Source organism: Yersinia antarctica (assembly GCF_056636475.1).
Window position 1 is genome coordinate 1196880 of the sequence record NZ_JBSJQF010000001.1, and the last position, 16950, is coordinate 1213829.

Sequence of the window (16950 nt, forward strand, 5' to 3'; positions counted from 1 at the left end):
GCTTTTCCTTTTGTTGAGATATTATATATATGATAGGTAATTCGTATGGCTGGCCAAACAGTGGGCAGGTAATATTCAGCAAAGGGAAAATGATATGAGCACAATTAAACGAAAGGCATTGATCACCCCCCATGTCAGGGTAGTTGTCGCCTCTAACTGAAAACATCCAAGGGGCTGGAGACAACAAGAATGAAAACGTATTCACCTGAGCTTAAAGCCGCTGTGATTGCCAGAATGATGCCACCACACAATCAGCCGGTTGTTCAGATTGCACGCTCTGAGGGGATCCCTGTCAATACGCTTTACACCTGGCGCTCCAAGGCAGGTATTTCGACCGCGAGCACCCACGTTGAGGTAAAAACCCCGCAGCAATGGTCCCGTGAGGCTCGTTTTGCCATCCTGGTTGAAACGGCACCTCTTTCCGCCCATGCTGTTGCTGAGTACTGTCGCCGTAAAGGGCTCTACCCTGAGCAAATTCAGCAGTGGAAGAATGAGATAATGCAGCCAGATCCGCGTGAAGAGAAAGCACTCGTCAAGAAACAGCAAAACGAAATTCATCAGCTTAAGCGTGAAATTGCCCGCAAGGATAAGGCGTTGGCTGAGGCTGCGGCATTGCTGATATTGCAAAAAAAGTTCAAGGCGTTGTTCGTCGAGGAAAACGGGGACGAATGACGCCGACTCCGGACAGGCTGCGATTGATGACAATCGTAAAGGAAGCCGTTGCTGCAGGCGCGAGGCTGAGCGAGGCTTGCCAGTCTATTGGGCTTAGTGAGCGAACATTACAGCGTTGGGGAAAAGGGACGCATGACCGCAGACCCACGGCGTCACGGCCCATCCCGAAGAACAAACTCACTGCCGAAGAGGAACAACAGGTTTTAGCCCTCTGTCATGAACTGCGGTTCGCCAGCCTGCCACCGACGCAAATCGTTCCTTTGTTGGCGGATGAAAAGCGCTATATCGCCAGTGAGTCAACGTTTTATCGGATACTAAGACGTGCTGGCGAAACAACGCACCGTGGTCGGCAGAGGGTAGCGCAAAGCAAGCCGCTATCGACCTGGAGGGCGACGGCACCGAATCAGGTGTGGTCATGGGATATTACCTGGCTGAGGTCGCTGACGGCAGGACTGTAGTGGCATAGTGAATTTGGCCACCTGACCAGAGGTGTTATTCTTGCCTCAATAACTTTACAGGTGATCCATGACCAAATATTTCACGGCTGAATTCAAACTCGAAGCGGCAAAGCTGGTTGTTGACCAGAAATACTCTCATTCGGAGGCCGCTAAAGCCATGAATGTCAGTCTTTCCGCCCTTAGCCGATGGGTGGGTAAGCTCAGATTGGAACGTCAGGGTAAAACCCCCGTTGGGCTTCCACTGACGCCTGAACAAATAGAACTTCGGGAAATGAAGAAAAGGATTCAACGTCTTGAAATGGAGAACGAAATTCTAAAAAAGGCCACCGCTCTCTTGATGTCGGACTCGTTGAACAGTTCGCGATAGTCGATAAATTGAGAGCGCTTTATTCGGTAAAAGCACTGTGTAAGGCTTTTGATGTTCAGCGTAGCAGCTATCGGTACTGGCATAACAGAGAACGCGTCCCAGATGTCGAGCGCACCATTAAACGCAGCCTGGTTAACGAAGTCTGGCATGCTAGCGGCGGGTCAGCCGGTGCCCGAAATATCGCCATAATGGTGACGAATAAGGGCGTAAAACTGGGGCGTTGGCTTGCCGGAAAATTGATGGCAGAGCTGAACATGACAAGTTGCCAGCGTCCCACACACAAATATAAACGGGGTGGGCAGGAGCATGTTGATATATCGAATCTATTGGAGCGGCAGTTTGCAGTAACCCAACCGAATGAGGTTTGGTGTGGCGATGTGACCTATATCTGGACAGGTAAGCGCTGGGCTTATCTGGCTGTGGTGTTGGATCTGTTTGCCCGCAAGCCCATAGGCTGGGCGATGTCGTTTTCACCTGACTCAGCGCTAACGGGTAAAGCGTTACAGATGGCATGGGAACTCAGGGGACGCCCAGGCGGAGTGATGTTCCACAGCGATCAGGGCAGTCATTACACCAGTAAAAAATACCGTCAGTTGCTGTGGCGTTACCGGATAAAACAGAGCCTAAGCCGGCGTGGGAACTGTTGGGACAACGCGCCAATGGAGCGATTTTTCAGAAGTCTGAAATCCGAATGGGTACCGACGACAGGTTACCAGAGCTTCGGGGAGGGCAGAAATGCAATCACCCGATATATAACGGGTTACTACAGCGAACTTCGCCCGCACTGGTACAACGGAGGCTTAACGCCCAATGAATCCGAACGGCTGTTCTATGAACAGTCTACTACCGTGGCCAATTTTAGTTGACCACTACACACACTGGTTCTATCTGTACCTGATAGAAGACGTGTTCAGCCGCAAAATCGTCGGTCACGAGGTTCACTTGGTTGAAAGTGGTGAGCATGCGGCAGAGCTGATGAATCGGACAGTGCTGAGCGAACGCTGTTGGCAGGAGCCGCTGGTACTGCATGCGGATAACGGAGCCCCGATGAAGTCACAGGTGCTGCAGGTAAAGCTTGCGGAACTTAAGATAACCCCGTCGCACAGCCGGCCACGGGTGAGCAACGATAACGCGTATGTTGAATCGCTGTTCAGGACGTTGAAATACGTGCCGAGCTGGCCGGAGAAGGGCTTCGCGACGCTGGAGGATGCGCAGGCGTGGGTAGAAACCTTCGTTGGCTGGTATAACGAAGAACATCGGCACAGTGGTATCCGTTACGTCACACCAGGGCAACGACACAGAGGTGAAGATCGGGCACTACTGGCGCAGCGTAAATCGGTCTATGAAGCGGCGAAAATGCAGAATCCACATCGGTGGTCAGGTTCAACGAGAAACTGGCACCGGCAGGATGAGGTCTGGTTAAATCCGGAACGTGAAACGTTGGCCGCATGAATTAACTGAGGCGACAACTACCTTGACACGCGCCGATCATTGGCGCCTCAAGAGGTTTGGGACTGGGGCTGGTTGACGAACTTAATCGCCGTGGTTGGTCAGTGACTGCGACGACACGCGGTGCTGCGAAAGATACCGCAGCCCATGCCGCCCATTGGCTAACATTGGATATTAATAAACCTGAAAGTATTAAGCAGTTTTTGCCACAGGTACAGGGGCAGATATTCGACCTCATATTTGTTAATGCGGGTATCTCTGGGCCGCAGCATCAATCAGCTCTTGAGGCGCAACCGGAAGATATTCTGGAATTATTCCAAACTAATGCCGTTTCACCTATCCGTATCGCTCAGCATCTGCTGACACAACGTAATCCAACTCAAAGTGTATTGGCCTTTATGTCTTCTCAGTTGGGGAGTATTGGTCACAATGCCTCCGGCCATAAACCTCTCTATTCAGCCAGTAAAGCCGCACTGAATATGATGACCCGTAGTTTGGTTGCTGAAGTGGCCGATCCGGCTCTGACGGTGCTATCGATTCATCCCGGTTGGGTAAAAACGGATATGGGCGGGGATGCGGCACCCCTGACTATTGCGACCAGTGTGAAGGGTGTGGTCGACCAAATTGAGCACGCTTCGGGTAAAGGGGGGCATGGATTTATCGATTATCAGGGGCAGTCATTACCCTGGTGATATATACCCGTCATACTTCAAGCTGCATGTGCGTTGGCTGCTTTCGTTCACCCGAATCACTTACCTGAGTAAGCTCATCGGGATTTACTCGATTGCCGCCTTCCTGTAACTCGAATTATTTAGGGTATATAATGAAGTGGTAAATTCCTCCATCGATATATTGATGGAGGATGAGTTACATTAGTAAGCCATTACTATCAGTAACCGATGGCGGCACCGGCAGGGCGACGGACATCGTTAGCGCCGTACAGGTAACCTTCACGAACTTTGCCGGAAACTGCCGAGTCATTCCCCGAGTTGGCCGGGCTGACACCCTCCACTCCGGCCAAACCCACCAGAATCAGTTCGGCTGCACCCCATGGGTTCTGTTCGACCATCTTATATCCCATTTTTTTCAGCAGATTAAGGCTATCTGCGGATACGCCACGTTGTTCGTAATATACCTCATCAGGTAGCCATTGGTGATGGATGCGTGGTGCATCTACCGCCTCTTGTGGTGCCATGCCATGGTCAATGACATTGAGGGCTGTTTGCAGGGTGATGGTGATAATTCGGGAGCCACCCGGAGAGCCTAACACCATAAATGTCTTACCGTCTTTGGTCACTAATGTTGGGCTCATAGACGATAGTGGGCGCTTACCGGGGGTGATGGAGTTGGTTGCCCCCTGTACTAAACCATACAGGTTTTGCTCGCCCACTTTGACGGTGAAATCATCCATTTCATCATTCAGGAAGAAGCCAGTACCTGGGGCAATCACCACGGCACCAAAGCGGCCGTTAACCGTGTAGGTGGTGGAGACCGCATTACCTTCATTATCGACGATAGAGTAGTGGGTAGTTTCTGGTTTTTCATGAGGTTGCATCCCCGGTTGTACTTCTACCGAAGGTGTCGCTTTGTTGGCAACGATTTGCTTGCGGATATCGGCGGCGTAGCTTTTGCTCAACAGGCGATCAATCGGATTCTTAACAAACTCGGGGTCACCGAGGAAAGTATTGCGGTCCATATAGGCATGGCGCATGGCTTCTGTCAGGGTATGAATGTAAGCAGCCGAATTAAAACCCATGCTTTTTAAGTCATAGCCTTCAAGCACATTCAAGGTTTCACATAATGTCACTCCACCGGAACTGGGTGGTGGTGAGGAAACAAATTTATAACCGCGATAACTACAAGTAATAGGGGCAGTTTCAGTGATTTTATAGTTGGCGAAATCAGCGGCAGTGAGGATACCTCCGCCTTTTTTGGCCGCGGCTTCTACCGCTTGAGGTATTTTACCTTGATAGAAAGCATCCGGCCCTTGCTCCGAGATTGCGCTCAGGGTTTCAGCCAGATCAGCCTGAACTAAACGATCTCCCGGTTGCAGTGCTTCACCATCTTTGCGCAAGAAAATACGCGCAGATTCAGGGTCTTGACGGAAACGTTTGACGGTAGTGTCCAGAATGTCAGTATCGGCACGCGTCAGTACAAAGCCCTCACGGGCCAGTTTGATTGCTGGAGCCATCACTTGCTGGCGCGTCAATTTACCGTATTTCTTCTGCGCGCTATCCATTCCCAATACCGTGCCAGGGACGCCGGCTGCCAGATAACCATACAAGCTGGCATCTTTAGTGACTTTTCCCTCTTTATCTAAATACATATCGGCGCTGGCAGCCGCTGGTGCAGTTTCACGGAAGTTTATAAATGTGTCAGTTCCATCGGCAAGGTGAATGGTCATAAAACCACCCCCACCGATATTGCCACAGCATGGGTTTACGACAGCCTGTGCATATCCCACCGCCACTGCGGCATCAACGGCATTGCCACCCATTTTTAAAATATCAGTCCCCACTTGTGAAGCGAGATATTGCGAGGTCACCACCATGCCATGTTTTGCTTCCACCGCCGGTGTAGAGGCCGCATGCAGTGTACCACTGACCAGTAAAGCCAATACAGCCAAGGGTTTGTTCCATTTTTTTAACAACATTCTGACTCCTGTTAGTTCCTGCCCGCCAGGGATGACCTGATCATTTTTGTCTGGCAGCTTAAAAGCGCTGCTTATGGTGTGTGCAAAAAACACACCAGTAATAATTAATAGCAGAATTAATGTTTATGGCTGCTAATTAATTGGCGGCGAAAGGATAGTTTGTCAGTTGTTGCCTGGCAGATAGGTTGATTTATGCTTGAAAGGAGCCAAGATAAATAAAAATAACTTATTGAAAATAAATAAGTATTTACGGGTTTGATACGCTGGGAATGGAAAAGATTATTATATAGACTCTGCGGCGGGTGCTTGAAGCTGTCTGCTTTGGGCATCGTTTGAACCAGTGCTGTAAGTGCCTTGGTAAAAACAGTTGTTGTCATAAAGCAGATAGGAAAAAGCCCCGTACTGAGGTTAATCAATACGAGGCTCCCTAATGCCTAGCAACATTACGGTAGCTTCTTACCTGCTGAAAGGCAAGGAGGCTGAATATGCCACAAAAATATCCCCTTCTTACTTGAAGTTACAGCGTTGTTAGCTGCTCTCGTTTACCCGAATCACTTACTTATGTAAGCTCATCGGGATTTACTCGTTTGCCGCCTAGCTGCAACTCCAATTACTTTGGGGATATATCAGTATTGTTGGTATGTCGTCGTTTGGTTTTATATCAGTATAAAAAAAGCCAGTCAGGGTGAACTGACTGGCTTGATACCCCCGAGTAAATCAGGGGCGGCATAAACTGTTATTACAGTTTAGAGGCGTTTTCAGACAGGTATTTAGCTACGCCATCTGGTGATGCGCCCATACCTGCTTTACCTTTCTCCCACTGAGCAGGGCAAACTTCGCCGTGTTCTTCGTGGAATTGCAGTGCATCAACAGTACGGATCATTTCGTCGATGTTACGGCCGATTGGCAGGTCGTTAACGATTTGGCTGCGAACGATACCATTTTTGTCGATCAGGAATGAACCGCGCAGTGCAACGCCAGCTTCTGGGTGTTCAATGCCGTAGGCTTTCTGAATTTCACGTTTGATATCAGCAACCATTGGGTATTTAACTTCACCAATGCCGCCTTTATCAACTGGGGTTTTACGCCATGCGTTGTGCACAAACTCAGAGTCAAAAGAAACACCAACAACTTCAACGCCACGTTTCTGGAATTCTTCGTAACGGTGGTCGAAAGCGATCAACTCTGAAGGACAAACGAAAGTGAAGTCCATTGGCCAGAAGAACAGGACGGCAGGGCGGCCGTTCAGGTGTTTTTTCAGGTTGAAGTTTTCAACGATTTCGCCGCTACCAAGAACAGCAGCTGCTGTAAAATCAGGGGCTTGACGAGTTACCAGAACCATAAATTACTCCTGTTAATAGGGATGGATTAACCAGTTGTCTTAAAAGTATCGGCACAGCATAGGTATTTAAGCGCAATGAATAAAGGGATAAATACCAATCGCTGTGATAGCTTTTACCTATCGTTACGACGTTTTTAGTTTCGTAGTCTTGCTAAGATACCCATTCTGGCAGAAAGCGCAAGTGACTTAGTAGCAATAACCATACAAATAAAGATGTTTTAAGCTAGATTTGTTGGCGTTGTGCCTGCAACATCATGGCAGGATAAAACGCCCAAAACAGTTGTTCTAACGGCTGATAGTGTTGTTCTATATCCTGAAAAGAGCCAGCAAGTGCTGCCAGTTTGGGCCGCCGATTAGCCATACCTTGTAACACATCAGCTATAAAGGGTAGTTCAGCATAGCGTTCCAGCCAACGCTCCTGCCACAGATAGGCATTAAGGTGCTGAAAGCGCGCGGGTGTCTGTGGTAAATGGGGCACAATCTGGTTTTGCGCATGCTGGATAAACCCGGGCAGCGTGTAGTCCGGCACCAGTTTATCCCAATTACGTGCCAGAAAATGATCCCACAGCACATCCAGAGTGATAGGGGCAACTCGGCGGTAATCAGCACTAAAATAGCGACGGGCTTCTTTGACCAGCGGCTGTGCGTCGGTCATGACATCAACGCGGCGATGCATCATAATCCCAGCCACAATCTCAGGGGCATATTCATCTTGTGGATTACCACGGACGAAATCTGCCAGCAGATTGCCCAGTAGGGAACTGTCAGCCAGTGTGGCTAAATGGAGGTGAGCGAGAAAATTCATCTGCAAAGTATATCCCTTCTTACTTGAAGTTGCAGCGGTGTTAGCTGCCGTCATTACGCGGTCAATTTCCTGGCCCACCTCTGCGAAGCTACTGTAAGCCGTGCTCAAATCCGCATCTGGCAGATTTGCCAACTGAATCACTGGTGGGAGTCAGCTTATCGAGATGCGTTCATTTACTGCCTGGCTGCGACGACAATTATTTTGGCTATAGCAAATGACCACCAATTGTCCTTATTTCTTGCAGCCAGCCCTTGAGGGCTCTAGACTAGCGGCCTGTTTTTGTGAACCGGCTCCAATCATACTCGTGAGCTGGGTCTGTTCTGATATCAAGTGGAAAGCTATGCGTGTTGCCGATTTTTCTTTTGAGCTGCCGGAATCTCTGATTGCCCATTACCCCCAGCCCCAGCGTAGCGGTTGCCGCTTACTGTCACTGGATGGCCCGACGGGAACGTTAACGCACGGCATTTTCACCGATTTGCTGGATAAACTGACGCCCGGCGATCTGCTGGTATTTAACAATACCCGCGTTATTCCAGCGCGCTTGTTTGGCCGTAAAGCCAGTGGCGGTAAGCTTGAAGTGTTAGTAGAACGTGTTTTGGACGATCATCGTGTACTGGCCCATGTAAAAGCCTCCAAAGCACCTAAACCGGGCGCTGAACTGCTGTTGGGCGATGACGAAAGTATTCGAGCCACGATGTTGGCACGCCATGACACCTTGTTCGAGTTGCGTTTTGACGATGAGCGGGATGTTTTTACTATCCTAAATGCCGTCGGCCATATGCCTTTGCCTCCTTATATTGACCGCCCTGATGAAGATGCTGACCGTGAATTGTACCAAACAGTCTACAGTGAGCGCCCAGGGGCAGTCGCCGCACCAACGGCCGGTTTACATTTTGATGAGCCAATGCTGGCCGCACTGCGCGAGAAAGGCATTGAGATGGCTTTCGTTACGCTACATGTCGGCGCGGGGACGTTCCAACCCGTGCGTGTAGACACCATTGAAGAGCACATCATGCATTCCGAGTATGCAGAGGTACCTCAAGATGTGGTAGATGCTGTTTTGGCTTGTAAAGCGCGTGGCAATCGTGTCGTGGCGGTTGGGACCACCTCGGTACGCTCATTGGAAAGTGCCGCTAAGGCGGCAGAGAACAGCCTGATTGCTCCGTTCTTTGGTGACACCCGTATCTTTATCTACCCGGGTTATCACTACCAGGTTGTGGATGCTTTAGTGACCAACTTCCATTTACCTGAATCAACATTAATAATGTTGGTGTCTGCTTTCGCTGGGTATAAAAATACCATGAATGCATACCAGCAAGCGGTGGCGGAACAATACCGCTTTTTCAGTTACGGCGATGCGATGTTTATCAGCCGTAATCCACGGGCACCGCAAGAGACGGTTAACCCGTAAATTTTAGGTCACACATATTGTGTGATCCGGCAATAACAACATTAGACTGTTTCTCTAATGCTGTTGCTTATTAGTGATTAATGGTTAACGGAAATTTACTTTAACTTCATTAACTTACAAGAGAAATTCGGTTGGCGTTTTCACTGCTTCCAGCGTCGTGTGCCAGAAATGTGACAATGCCACTGAATTTGCTTAAATGTTCACCGCTCAGGTGGGCGTATTTATTTACCATTTCAAGCTTCTCCCATCCTCCCAATTCTTTCAGTACCATGATCGGCGTTCCGCTTTGAACATGCCAACTCGCCCAAGTATGGCGAAGGTCATGGAACCTGAAATCTTCAATTCCTGATAACAACATGGCCCGGTCAAAATCGGTCCTGTTGATATACCCCTCTCTGGCCCCGTCAGCAGAAAATACAAACTCATTATCAACTGGTATTTTCCTCATGATGGCTACAGCATCATCGTTAAGCGGTAATGGCCTTGCCCTTCCAGACTTGGCATTATCCGCCGTGATGACTGCAACCCTTCGGCCTAAATCAACATCCTTCCACTTCAGCGAAAGGATCTCCCCAAGTCTAGCCCCAGTAAGTAATGCGAATGAACATACATGCTTCATCCAGTCATGGCGCAGATTGTCGATAAGGCACTTGGCCTCACTCTTTTCTATCCAGCGGATCCTCACTTTTGGCTCACGCAGAGACTGAACATATGGTTGCCTGTTCAGCCACCCGCTTTTATCTGCTAGTGAGAATCCTCGCATGATGAATGATCGGTACCGGTTTCTGGTTGCGTTGGCTAAACGCTTTCTGGTCATCAAGTTATGTGTTGGCAGATTATCTGTTATTTCCTCGCCGGATATCGAAGAGATAACGCGGCCGCCAAAAACACTAAGCCAGTACCGGGCGTATATCTGCTTAATGTGGAAACTTGATTGCCCCTCTGCATCACGCAAAGCCAGTATCACCAAATCCTCAAATAACTTTTCAGGCCGCTTATCCAGATTTTCTACCGCCCACAGCTCATGTTTTATCTTGTCGTGGAGTTGCTGAGCCTTTGCTTTTTCCTCGGTGCCAGCAGAGCGTCTAATTCTCGTTCCGTCTGGCGCTGAGACATCGATCCAGTACGTTTTACCTCTTTTGTAGATCGGCATCGCTTCTTCTCCTTACCGCCTACAACAGCCAGCCGGATAACATTGTTGTCATTTGCGGCCTGTTGTTCAAACTTTTTAAGACTGTCGGAGTTAGCTCTCCAACAATCACCAACTTTAAACATGTGAAATTTGAGCGGGTTTCTGTAAATGGTTCCGGCTGAAACCCTTATGATCGCGGCGTATTCTTTAACCTTTAGAAATTCCTCGACCTCTTGCATATGGGCCTCCTGAGAAACTCATCACCTATTCCACTTAAACTGACCATTCAGAACGCCAATAGCGAAAAGAAGCCAAGCCAGCTTGTAGCCAAGCCAGCTTGTAGCCAAGCCAGCTTGTAGCCAAGTGGCTTTAGCTTTTCGTAGTGGCGCAGGATGATAGGGCGGGTGATGGAGTCTTTATTTGTGTTAGCCGGCAGAGCGGCGAGGGTGGTTTTAATTTCGTTGTTACAATTTTTTGCGGCTGATAGGAGGGCGCTCTGTCTCTCTTCAGGAGTCACATGTCACCATCCTTTCACCCAAACGAGATAGAACGTAGCGCACACGCCAATAACTAGCAAAATCCAATCGGCGTATGCCATTACAAAGCTAGTTACACTCATAAAAACATCCCTCTCACCATCTCACTTTCAATAAAGTAAATGCTCATCAGCGCTGCATACACAGCAAACGCGATAGCTACCAATGCGGCTTCTGATAGTCGTTTCATGATGCCTCCGAACTGCCTGGAATTAATTTGATTGATTGATCGCACTCATTGCCCCAGGTATCCCACCCATCTAAATCCTTCCTTGAAAACAACTCGATGCGCTTTACATCCCCGTATAGCAATTCAAGCCGGTGACGCACTTCCCACGGCTTCTCGCTATGTTCGCCAAGCGGTGAGTAAACAACTTGCTCTACGCAAGGCATATGACCAGACGCCAATTCCGGCGAAGAAGTGACACTGGGTAAATCCGGTAAGGTCTTCTGGCTTAACATCAACAATGCTCCGTTCGTCAACATAGCCTGGTGCGATATGACCGGCTTTGATAAGGCTTCTCAGCCATTGGGCCGCGTATGGATCAATCTCGTTGTACCAAGCAAAAGGTTTGCTCATGCCGCCCTCCCTTTCCTTCGCTCATCGATTTCGAAGTCATCACGACATCCTTCGTCACAGAACAGGCCGCGAGTGATTGGCTGGCGACACTCTGAGAAGTGGCACAGGCCGGTGAATGCCATCGCTGGCTTGCGGTTCGCGATACCGATTTCAATGTTGAGTTGTTCAAGTCTTTGGGCTTGGTCTATTTCGTCGAACATTAAGCCACCTCGTCATTTACCGGTTCGGATGTGAAATCTTTCAGCGCCTTTTCACATGCAAGGCTGACGCGAGTAATATGCTGCTGCATGGCTTGCAGGGATTCGATGCCTGATTTCATAACGCCGCGCATAATCAATGCGGTAATAACTTGGCTAAGTTTTGGGTGATAGCCGACAGCCTTTTCATATGTCTGCCCGGCATATTTACTATCTTTGCCAAACACATTTTTCTGACTGAGGGTGAACTGATATTCATCACTCGTAATGACGTAGTTTTCTATTTCTATACGCATAGGGAATCTCCAGATAGCGAAATCCGCTTCCGTTAATCCTGGGTTATTTACTGCCGGTAGACTTCAGAGCAAATCAGCACAGCATCAGGCCGCCGCTCATGTATCAGGGTTGATATTTTTTGGCATTCGGTGTGGGTAGGGTAGATATCTTCGGTTACTGGTAGGGCATTGCAGGTAGAGCATGAGGTGACGAGTAGAACGAAACCTATTAATGCCACTACTCACCCCCTTAAACCGGATAGCCAGCTTTGCTGATTGCGACCTCACAAGCGCTAACGCCGTTATTAAAAGCATAAACCTCGGCTTTAGTGGTGATGTCGTCATAGCTCCACTGAAGTTTTTCTGGCAACTTAACCGGCACAAGTAGCCGCGCCTCTGCTGCCTCTAACTTGGTGCGTAGGTCTGCGACAACACGTTTGGAGCTATCGTAATTTTGCTGAGTTTCCTCCCAGTCAGCGCAAGCGGTTTTGTAGTAGCGTTTAAACTCATCACGCTCTTTCTGTGCCGCTTCCAGCTTGGCTATCAGTGCTTCATTTGAGCGGGACAACCAGCGGATACGATCCTTGGCTGCGGTCAGGTAGACGATGCTGTCAAAGCTAGTGAGATGGTCGCAAAGGAATACCGCGTTTGCTATCTCGTCATCAGTCAGTTGCCCCATTGCGAGATCCGCCCGTTCACACTGGTAGCGAGTGTTGTGTGGATCGGCTTGCCCTTCCTGCCGCCAATTCGCCGCAGGGGTAGGTTTCACTTCTATATGCTTATCCATCATGCCTCCTCAATCTCATCCCAGCAGATGTAAGCCTCTTCTGGACTGTCGATTTCTGCGTGGCCTTGCAACCCACATTTAGGGCAACTGGCTTTGTCGTTGAAGTTAATCATCCCAATCGGGGCCGCGGTTTCCACAATCACTGGCGAATGGTCACGGCGTGCGCACCACAGCCATTTAATTTCGCGTTTTTCTTTGCTCATATCACTCACCTCCCCGCAGACTGGCGGCGAACTCATCAGCAGTGCCACCTGCATCCGTAAAGAAGTTATAAGCCCTGACTGCAGCTCTCTGTTTGCAGAAATCCACAAAAGCATCAACACCCTGCGCCTTTATCTCGTTAATCGCCTGAGTGGTGGCTGGGGTTCCATCTAGTGCCTTATTCAGCTCATCGACATACCAATCCAGATATTTGTATTCCAGTAAATTACCGTGCTCTTCCCACATATCAGGCGCAGTGGCGAATTCAATCGCAGTTTTTAACGCCACATTCTCAGCGACCACGGCCTGATATTTCTTTTCGAGTTCTGCATAATCAGTATTTTCAGACATGACTATTCCTCAGCAGACTGGCTGCCGGTTATATGGGGGGGGGAGGGTGATTAAACGCGGAGACTCTGAATCATTGCTGAAACATATTTGGCTTGATGTATTGCGTCATCTAGCGCGTTGTGGTGAATACCTTCGCGAGTGAAGTCTTTAATGTTCAATGGTGATAAATCGACAACTGTTCTTACATCGCGCACATTCCAGAATTTCCAAGGTACAGCAACGTTAACTGACGCAAACCAGCTTTCAAGAATTGTGATATCGAAGATTGAGCCATTCCCCCAAACTAAGTCATTTTTATCAATTCCGCTCGCCAAGGTATTTGCTACAACTACCGGATCTTCCGTACCACTAAATGCGGCTTCTTTTGCCTCTGGCGATTGCTGTTCCCACCAATCCAGGGTTGATTGAGAAGCATGACCATACTTTTGTGCTTGTTGCCCCATGCTTGCGTAAAGCTTATCGCCAATCTCACCAGTATTTCGGTCAAAGCGAACAGCCCCGATAGATAAGACCGCGCATCCATACGTGGTACCTAATGTCTCGATGTCGATCATGATGTCTTTCATGATATTTCCCTTATTTTATTAATTAGGCTGCCGAAAGCAGTCGCAGGCATTCTTGACGCCGCGCCACTAACTCTTCCTGAGTTGAGCAGTACGGCGTAGGATTGGCTGGCATGAACTCTGGTTTAAGCCGGTATATAATCCCTTTAGCTGAAATCTCTTTAGCCTCCCAGCGCTCTTCCGTGAGCAAGTGGCGCATGTTAAGCACATACGTCAGGGGAATGTGTACCGATACCGTTTCGAATCCCTCACCCAATCCCTTGTAGAATGAGTCCTTATAATTCAACGTGCACCCGATAGTTGCACCACCAGACAAGCGACCACGCCCCACACTGCCAATTGACCGGTGGAATGAGGTTATATAAGCATCTGGATGGGCGCGGAGGCAGGCCAGTATTTGTTCTGGCTGCATGGCGATTACCTGCTGGGAGGTGCGAACTTAGAAGCGTGGGTCTTCGGAAAAGAACTGATCATCACCCTGATAGTTTCCTGAGTGAGTTGGAGCGCTGTTTACTTGCTTACGCTCATCCTTGTCCTTCAGGGTGGTGAGCATCTTCGCTATTGTTTCGGCTGGGGAGCAGTCACTTACATGTTCCTGTAGTGTTCTCTGGCTTTGTGCAAAGTACGGGATGCGAATATCAAAGTTGTAAGTCTCACGGCCATCATCTTTTGTTTTAAGCGTTTTTTGTAGCACCAGGCCCAACTTTCGGCCTACAAACTCAGGGGCGACATCAACTCCAGTCTCATTTTTAATGATGGTAAGCTGCTTAACGCCAGAGCAACCCATCATCGCATTTATCATGTTTACGCCATGCGTATTGGGGCTTCCGTCTTTCTTTACGGTATAAACATTCAGATAGTTGGCCTTACGCCCATCATCAGTTTCCACGGAGAATTCAATTGATTTAGCACCGCCAGAACTGATCACATATTTAGCTTCTGAGATGGTGAAGATATAAGCCCCAGACTCATTGATGAAACCGCTTAATCCTGCTGATAAACCTGAATCCTGGTCATAGACGAAAGTTACATTGCTCATGCTGCGTTTCCTTTAATTTGGTGAACATTATTGATGCCGTAGTAATCGCAAATATCCCGATCTACAGTCAGAAGGTCGTTTTCAATTTCTTCTGTTTCGAACAACCCCATCGGGGATTTAACTGTGTCATTGCCATTATTTTGAGTGGTGAAAAAGTATTGCTTATCGTGGACGGTTGTTTTTAAAACAATGGTAAACATCCCCTCAACCGTTACCTTTTCATCCAGCATCTTGCCGATGGTTTTCATTTTGACGCGCCCAAGGTTTGTTTCCTCGGTATGGGCCATAAAGTAAATTCGCAAGTCATCTGGCGCGTCCTGCGCTGCTTTAATGATGTCCCACATGTGACGCCCCATCTGGGCGAATTTATCAAATCCTTTTTCGTTTACTGAATCCATGAACTCGGTGCACATCACATACTGGAAGTCATCAATGATGACTATTTTCTTCCCATATTTTGTTGCCCCATTAATGACGGCCTTAATCATTGACCAGTCATGCGTCGCAATAACACTCCCTGTTTTTTTCACGCCATCCCATGGCTGCCAGTTAGTTGATTTGAACGGTAGCCGCTTCCTTACCACCTGTATTAATAGGCAATCATCAGGGTTGAGATTGCGCAAGCTGGTAGACTTCCCTGTACCAGATTCACCAAGGATTAATGTTGCGGTACCCACAAATCACCTCCATAAATGATTTACGCTTTTTGGCTGCCGATTCCCTTACTTGCTCAACCAATTCGCCTTTAATCCCCATTGCATCCAGTGCAATGATTGCCAGTTGTTCAGCCGACACGCGCCCGCACTCCAATTCATTTTTAACAAAGGCCAGAGTGTCCATGCTCTTTAACGATTCACGCCTTGTGATAATCAGTTCTTTTAATTGATCTTCTGTCATGCCGCATACTCCATGTCTTGGGAGTCATCCCAGCCAAGCCAAACAATCTGGCACCACCGGTATGCCTCATGAATTCCCTGCGCTGTATCTGGGAAAGACTTCGTATAACGTTTTTTAAATCCGCTGTGCACTTGAGATGCGGTCACTGTGCCGTCACCATTCGGTTTTATTCTCATGGTTCACCCCGCTGGTTTAATATCTCAACAAGCCGCTTGGCTGCGTTATTAGCATTGCGGCATATACGGTCGAGCAAAGTCTCAGAGCAGCCCACGCAAGGCCACCCTGCTATACAAAAGGTATGCATGGGATACTCCGGTTTAATTAGTAGTTCATCTGGATAGGTGGCTGCTGGTTTAAAAACGATTGGGCAACTTGATTTTTGATGATGGCAATAACGCAAGCCTTGGCGCACTCAGCGTCAATTCCGGCTTTATTAATCTGCTTCTTCTTCATCTGGCTCGTTAAGCCATTCTGGGCGCTCACCCTTACCAAGGTAGAAGTCGATAATATCTAACAGGCGAGGGTAGAATTTAAGTGCTGTCTTGCCGTCCATATCTGCAATCTCGCGCTTACTGAATTTGCGCCACTCATCGGCTGTGTGACTCTGACATCCGGCACGAACAGTCTCCCCGTTGCTTATTTGCAGAAAATACTTATCACCCGTGATTATGTATGTGCGATCAGGATAGGCGGCACCGCGCAGGTCGGCACCGCGCAGGTCGGCACCGCGCAGGTCGGCACCGCGCAGGTCGGCACCGCACAGGTTGGCACCGCGCAGGTCGGCATCGCGCAGGTTGGCACCGCGCAGGTTGGCACCGCGCAGGTCGGCACCGCGCAGGTTGGCACCGCGCAGGTCGGCACCGCGCAGGTTGGCATCGCGCAGGTCGGCACCGCGCAGGTTGGCACCGCGCAGGTCGGCACCGCGCAGGTCGGCACCGCGCAGGTTGGCATCGCGCAGGTCGGCACCGCACAGGTTGGCATCGCACAGGTCGGCATCGCGCAGGTTGGCACCGCACAGGTTGGCATCGCACAGGTTGGCATCGCGCAGGTCGGCATCGCGCAGGTCGGCACTGCGCAGGTTGGCATCGCGCAGGTTGGCTCTAGATCCGTTTTGTCTATATGACTCTACCCAGATTTTATGCTCGGCGAGAATTTTGTTTAAATCGGTAAGATTCATTGTTACCTCGATTTTCAGGCATGAAAAAGCCGCATAAGCGACTTGTGTTTGTAGCGAA

General features: G+C 49.1%; 24 protein-coding genes and 3 pseudogenes. 6 read left to right on the forward strand and 21 right to left on the reverse strand.

Features of this window, described 5'->3' with window-relative positions; all coding sequences use genetic code 11:
* Positions 1-189: 189 nt before the first annotated feature.
* The 5 genes and pseudogenes from ACWJJO_RS05265 to ACWJJO_RS05285 all read left to right on the forward strand — a co-directional run bounded on the left by ACWJJO_RS05265 (position 190) and on the right by ACWJJO_RS05285 (position 3638).
* Positions 190-672 (forward strand): transposase, encoded by a 483-nt coding sequence (locus ACWJJO_RS05265; protein ID WP_481090709.1) that lies wholly within the window; start codon positions 190-192, stop codon positions 670-672.
* 26 nt (positions 673-698) lie between these two features.
* The gene (locus ACWJJO_RS05270; RefSeq protein ID WP_481090710.1) at positions 699-1130 is read left to right on the forward strand and encodes a helix-turn-helix domain-containing protein; all 432 of its coding nucleotides are present in this window, start codon (positions 699-701) and stop codon (positions 1128-1130) included.
* A gap of 67 nt (positions 1131-1197) precedes the next feature.
* Positions 1198-2363, forward strand: a protein-coding gene (locus tag ACWJJO_RS05275) for an IS3 family transposase (protein WP_481090614.1) whose coding sequence is annotated in 2 segments (ribosomal slippage) — positions 1198-1453 and positions 1453-2363 — 1167 coding nt in all. Because the reading frame shifts where the segments join, the coding sequence is not laid out codon by codon here.
* A pseudogene (locus ACWJJO_RS05280) lies at positions 2341-2949 on the forward strand (transposase); the annotation flags it as partial. The gene ACWJJO_RS05275 and the pseudogene ACWJJO_RS05280, both read left to right, overlap by 23 nt.
* Before the next feature lie 35 nt (positions 2950-2984).
* A complete protein-coding gene (locus ACWJJO_RS05285) occupies positions 2985-3638 on the forward strand; it encodes an SDR family oxidoreductase (protein WP_481091561.1) in 654 nt (217 codons plus the stop codon).
* Between the two features lie 197 nt (positions 3639-3835).
* Here the strand turns inward: ACWJJO_RS05285 and ggt are convergent, their stop codons facing one another.
* The 3 genes from ggt to ACWJJO_RS05300 form a co-directional block, all read right to left on the reverse strand.
* A complete protein-coding gene (gene ggt / locus ACWJJO_RS05290) occupies positions 3836-5599 on the reverse strand; it encodes a gamma-glutamyltransferase (protein WP_481090711.1) in 1764 nt (587 codons plus the stop codon).
* Between the two features lie 739 nt (positions 5600-6338).
* Positions 6339-6941 (reverse strand): peroxiredoxin C, encoded by a 603-nt coding sequence (locus tag ACWJJO_RS05295; protein WP_004393160.1) that lies wholly within the window; start codon positions 6939-6941, stop codon positions 6339-6341.
* 223 nt (positions 6942-7164) lie between these two features.
* Complete coding sequence (locus tag ACWJJO_RS05300; RefSeq protein ID WP_083163835.1) at positions 7165-7746, reverse strand: acyl carrier protein phosphodiesterase; 582 nt, start codon at positions 7744-7746, stop codon at positions 7165-7167.
* 340 nt (positions 7747-8086) lie between these two features.
* Here ACWJJO_RS05300 and queA point away from each other — a divergent pair, with 340 nt between their 5' ends.
* Entirely contained in the window at positions 8087-9157 is a 1071-nt protein-coding gene (gene queA / locus ACWJJO_RS05305; RefSeq protein WP_442821212.1) for a tRNA preQ1(34) S-adenosylmethionine ribosyltransferase-isomerase QueA, read from the forward strand.
* Positions 9158-9266: 109 nt separating this feature from the next.
* On the opposite strand, the gene ACWJJO_RS05310 is transcribed toward queA, so the two are convergent.
* The 18 genes and pseudogenes from ACWJJO_RS05310 to ACWJJO_RS05395 all read right to left on the reverse strand — a co-directional run bounded on the left by ACWJJO_RS05310 (position 9267) and on the right by ACWJJO_RS05395 (position 16892).
* A complete protein-coding gene (locus tag ACWJJO_RS05310; RefSeq protein ID WP_481090712.1) occupies positions 9267-10310 on the reverse strand; it encodes a tyrosine-type recombinase/integrase in 1044 nt (347 codons plus the stop codon).
* 265 nt (positions 10311-10575) lie between these two features.
* The gene (locus ACWJJO_RS05315; RefSeq protein ID WP_481090713.1) at positions 10576-10806 is read right to left on the reverse strand and encodes a hypothetical protein; all 231 of its coding nucleotides are present in this window, start codon (positions 10804-10806) and stop codon (positions 10576-10578) included.
* A 205-nt stretch (positions 10807-11011) separates the two neighbouring features.
* A pseudogene (locus ACWJJO_RS05320) lies at positions 11012-11209 on the reverse strand (MT-A70 family methyltransferase); the annotation flags it as partial.
* Positions 11202-11405 (reverse strand): annotated as a pseudogene (locus ACWJJO_RS05325) (DNA cytosine methyltransferase); the annotation flags it as partial. The pseudogenes ACWJJO_RS05320 and ACWJJO_RS05325, both read right to left, overlap by 8 nt.
* On the reverse strand, positions 11402-11605 hold the full coding sequence (locus tag ACWJJO_RS05330; RefSeq protein WP_481090714.1) for a hypothetical protein: 204 nt from the start codon (positions 11603-11605) through the stop codon (positions 11402-11404). The gene ACWJJO_RS05330 and the pseudogene ACWJJO_RS05325, both read right to left, overlap by 4 nt.
* A complete protein-coding gene (locus ACWJJO_RS05335; RefSeq protein ID WP_481090715.1) occupies positions 11605-11898 on the reverse strand; it encodes a DUF5405 family protein in 294 nt (97 codons plus the stop codon). The genes ACWJJO_RS05330 and ACWJJO_RS05335 overlap by 1 nt, the downstream gene beginning before the upstream one ends.
* 47 nt (positions 11899-11945) lie before the next feature.
* Complete coding sequence (locus tag ACWJJO_RS05340; protein ID WP_481090716.1) at positions 11946-12116, reverse strand: hypothetical protein; 171 nt, start codon at positions 12114-12116, stop codon at positions 11946-11948.
* A gap of 11 nt (positions 12117-12127) precedes the next feature.
* Complete coding sequence (locus ACWJJO_RS05345) at positions 12128-12664, reverse strand: hypothetical protein (RefSeq protein ID WP_481090717.1); 537 nt, start codon at positions 12662-12664, stop codon at positions 12128-12130.
* On the reverse strand, positions 12664-12867 hold the full coding sequence (locus ACWJJO_RS05350) for a hypothetical protein (protein ID WP_481090718.1): 204 nt from the start codon (positions 12865-12867) through the stop codon (positions 12664-12666). Before ACWJJO_RS05350 ends, ACWJJO_RS05345 begins: the two co-directional genes overlap by 1 nt.
* A gap of 1 nt (position 12868) precedes the next feature.
* Positions 12869-13216: a hypothetical protein gene (locus tag ACWJJO_RS05355; RefSeq protein ID WP_481090719.1), complete on the reverse strand. Its 348-nt coding sequence runs from the start codon at positions 13214-13216 to the stop codon at positions 12869-12871.
* A 50-nt stretch (positions 13217-13266) separates the two neighbouring features.
* Positions 13267-13782, reverse strand: a complete 516-nt coding sequence (locus ACWJJO_RS05360) for a 3'-5' exonuclease (protein WP_481090720.1) — start codon at positions 13780-13782, stop codon at positions 13267-13269.
* Positions 13783-13804: 22 nt separating this feature from the next.
* Positions 13805-14191, reverse strand: a complete 387-nt coding sequence (locus ACWJJO_RS05365; protein WP_481090721.1) for a hypothetical protein — start codon at positions 14189-14191, stop codon at positions 13805-13807.
* A 27-nt stretch (positions 14192-14218) separates the two neighbouring features.
* Positions 14219-14818, reverse strand: coding sequence for a DUF669 domain-containing protein (locus ACWJJO_RS05370; protein WP_481090722.1), 600 nt, complete (start codon positions 14816-14818; stop codon positions 14219-14221).
* Entirely contained in the window at positions 14815-15495 is a 681-nt protein-coding gene (locus ACWJJO_RS05375) for a DEAD/DEAH box helicase family protein (RefSeq protein WP_481090723.1), read from the reverse strand. Before ACWJJO_RS05375 ends, ACWJJO_RS05370 begins: the two co-directional genes overlap by 4 nt.
* The gene (locus ACWJJO_RS05380) at positions 15467-15715 is read right to left on the reverse strand and encodes a hypothetical protein (RefSeq protein WP_481090724.1); all 249 of its coding nucleotides are present in this window, start codon (positions 15713-15715) and stop codon (positions 15467-15469) included. The genes ACWJJO_RS05375 and ACWJJO_RS05380 overlap by 29 nt, the downstream gene beginning before the upstream one ends.
* Positions 15712-15891, reverse strand: coding sequence for a DUF5444 family protein (locus ACWJJO_RS05385; protein ID WP_481090725.1), 180 nt, complete (start codon positions 15889-15891; stop codon positions 15712-15714). The genes ACWJJO_RS05380 and ACWJJO_RS05385 overlap by 4 nt, the downstream gene beginning before the upstream one ends.
* Complete coding sequence (locus ACWJJO_RS05390) at positions 15888-16019, reverse strand: protease FtsH-inhibitory lysogeny factor CIII (protein ID WP_481091562.1); 132 nt, start codon at positions 16017-16019, stop codon at positions 15888-15890. The genes ACWJJO_RS05385 and ACWJJO_RS05390 overlap by 4 nt, the downstream gene beginning before the upstream one ends.
* A 129-nt stretch (positions 16020-16148) precedes the next feature.
* Positions 16149-16892 (reverse strand): pentapeptide repeat-containing protein, encoded by a 744-nt coding sequence (locus ACWJJO_RS05395; RefSeq protein WP_481090726.1) that lies wholly within the window; start codon positions 16890-16892, stop codon positions 16149-16151.
* Positions 16893-16950: the final 58 nt, after the last annotated feature.

Bases quoted from the DNA above. Each gene is read 5' to 3' on its own strand.
- ACWJJO_RS05265 (WP_481090709.1), top strand. From the start codon at position 190: ATGAAAACGTATTCACCTGAGCTTAAAGCCGCTGTGATTGCCAGAATG.
- ACWJJO_RS05270 (WP_481090710.1), top strand. From the start codon at position 699: ATGACAATCGTAAAGGAAGCCGTTGCTGCAGGCGCGAGGCTGAGCGAG.
- ggt (WP_481090711.1), bottom strand. From the start codon at position 5,599: ATGTTGTTAAAAAAATGGAACAAACCCTTGGCTGTATTGGCTTTACTG.
- ACWJJO_RS05295 (WP_004393160.1), bottom strand. From the start codon at position 6,941: ATGGTTCTGGTAACTCGTCAAGCCCCTGATTTTACAGCAGCTGCTGTT.
- ACWJJO_RS05300 (WP_083163835.1), bottom strand. From the start codon at position 7,746: ATGAATTTTCTCGCTCACCTCCATTTAGCCACACTGGCTGACAGTTCC.
- queA (WP_442821212.1), top strand. From the start codon at position 8,087: ATGCGTGTTGCCGATTTTTCTTTTGAGCTGCCGGAATCTCTGATTGCC.
- ACWJJO_RS05310 (WP_481090712.1), bottom strand. From the start codon at position 10,310: ATGCCGATCTACAAAAGAGGTAAAACGTACTGGATCGATGTCTCAGCG.
- ACWJJO_RS05330 (WP_481090714.1), bottom strand. From the start codon at position 11,605: ATGTTCGACGAAATAGACCAAGCCCAAAGACTTGAACAACTCAACATT.
- ACWJJO_RS05335 (WP_481090715.1), bottom strand. From the start codon at position 11,898: ATGCGTATAGAAATAGAAAACTACGTCATTACGAGTGATGAATATCAG.
- ACWJJO_RS05345 (WP_481090717.1), bottom strand. From the start codon at position 12,664: ATGGATAAGCATATAGAAGTGAAACCTACCCCTGCGGCGAATTGGCGG.
- ACWJJO_RS05350 (WP_481090718.1), bottom strand. From the start codon at position 12,867: ATGAGCAAAGAAAAACGCGAAATTAAATGGCTGTGGTGCGCACGCCGT.
- ACWJJO_RS05355 (WP_481090719.1), bottom strand. From the start codon at position 13,216: ATGTCTGAAAATACTGATTATGCAGAACTCGAAAAGAAATATCAGGCC.
- ACWJJO_RS05360 (WP_481090720.1), bottom strand. From the start codon at position 13,782: ATGAAAGACATCATGATCGACATCGAGACATTAGGTACCACGTATGGA.
- ACWJJO_RS05365 (WP_481090721.1), bottom strand. From the start codon at position 14,191: ATGCAGCCAGAACAAATACTGGCCTGCCTCCGCGCCCATCCAGATGCT.
- ACWJJO_RS05370 (WP_481090722.1), bottom strand. From the start codon at position 14,818: ATGAGCAATGTAACTTTCGTCTATGACCAGGATTCAGGTTTATCAGCA.
- ACWJJO_RS05380 (WP_481090724.1), bottom strand. From the start codon at position 15,715: ATGACAGAAGATCAATTAAAAGAACTGATTATCACAAGGCGTGAATCG.
- ACWJJO_RS05385 (WP_481090725.1), bottom strand. From the start codon at position 15,891: ATGAGAATAAAACCGAATGGTGACGGCACAGTGACCGCATCTCAAGTG.
- ACWJJO_RS05390 (WP_481091562.1), bottom strand. From the start codon at position 16,019: ATGCATACCTTTTGTATAGCAGGGTGGCCTTGCGTGGGCTGCTCTGAG.
- ACWJJO_RS05395 (WP_481090726.1), bottom strand. From the start codon at position 16,892: ATGAATCTTACCGATTTAAACAAAATTCTCGCCGAGCATAAAATCTGG.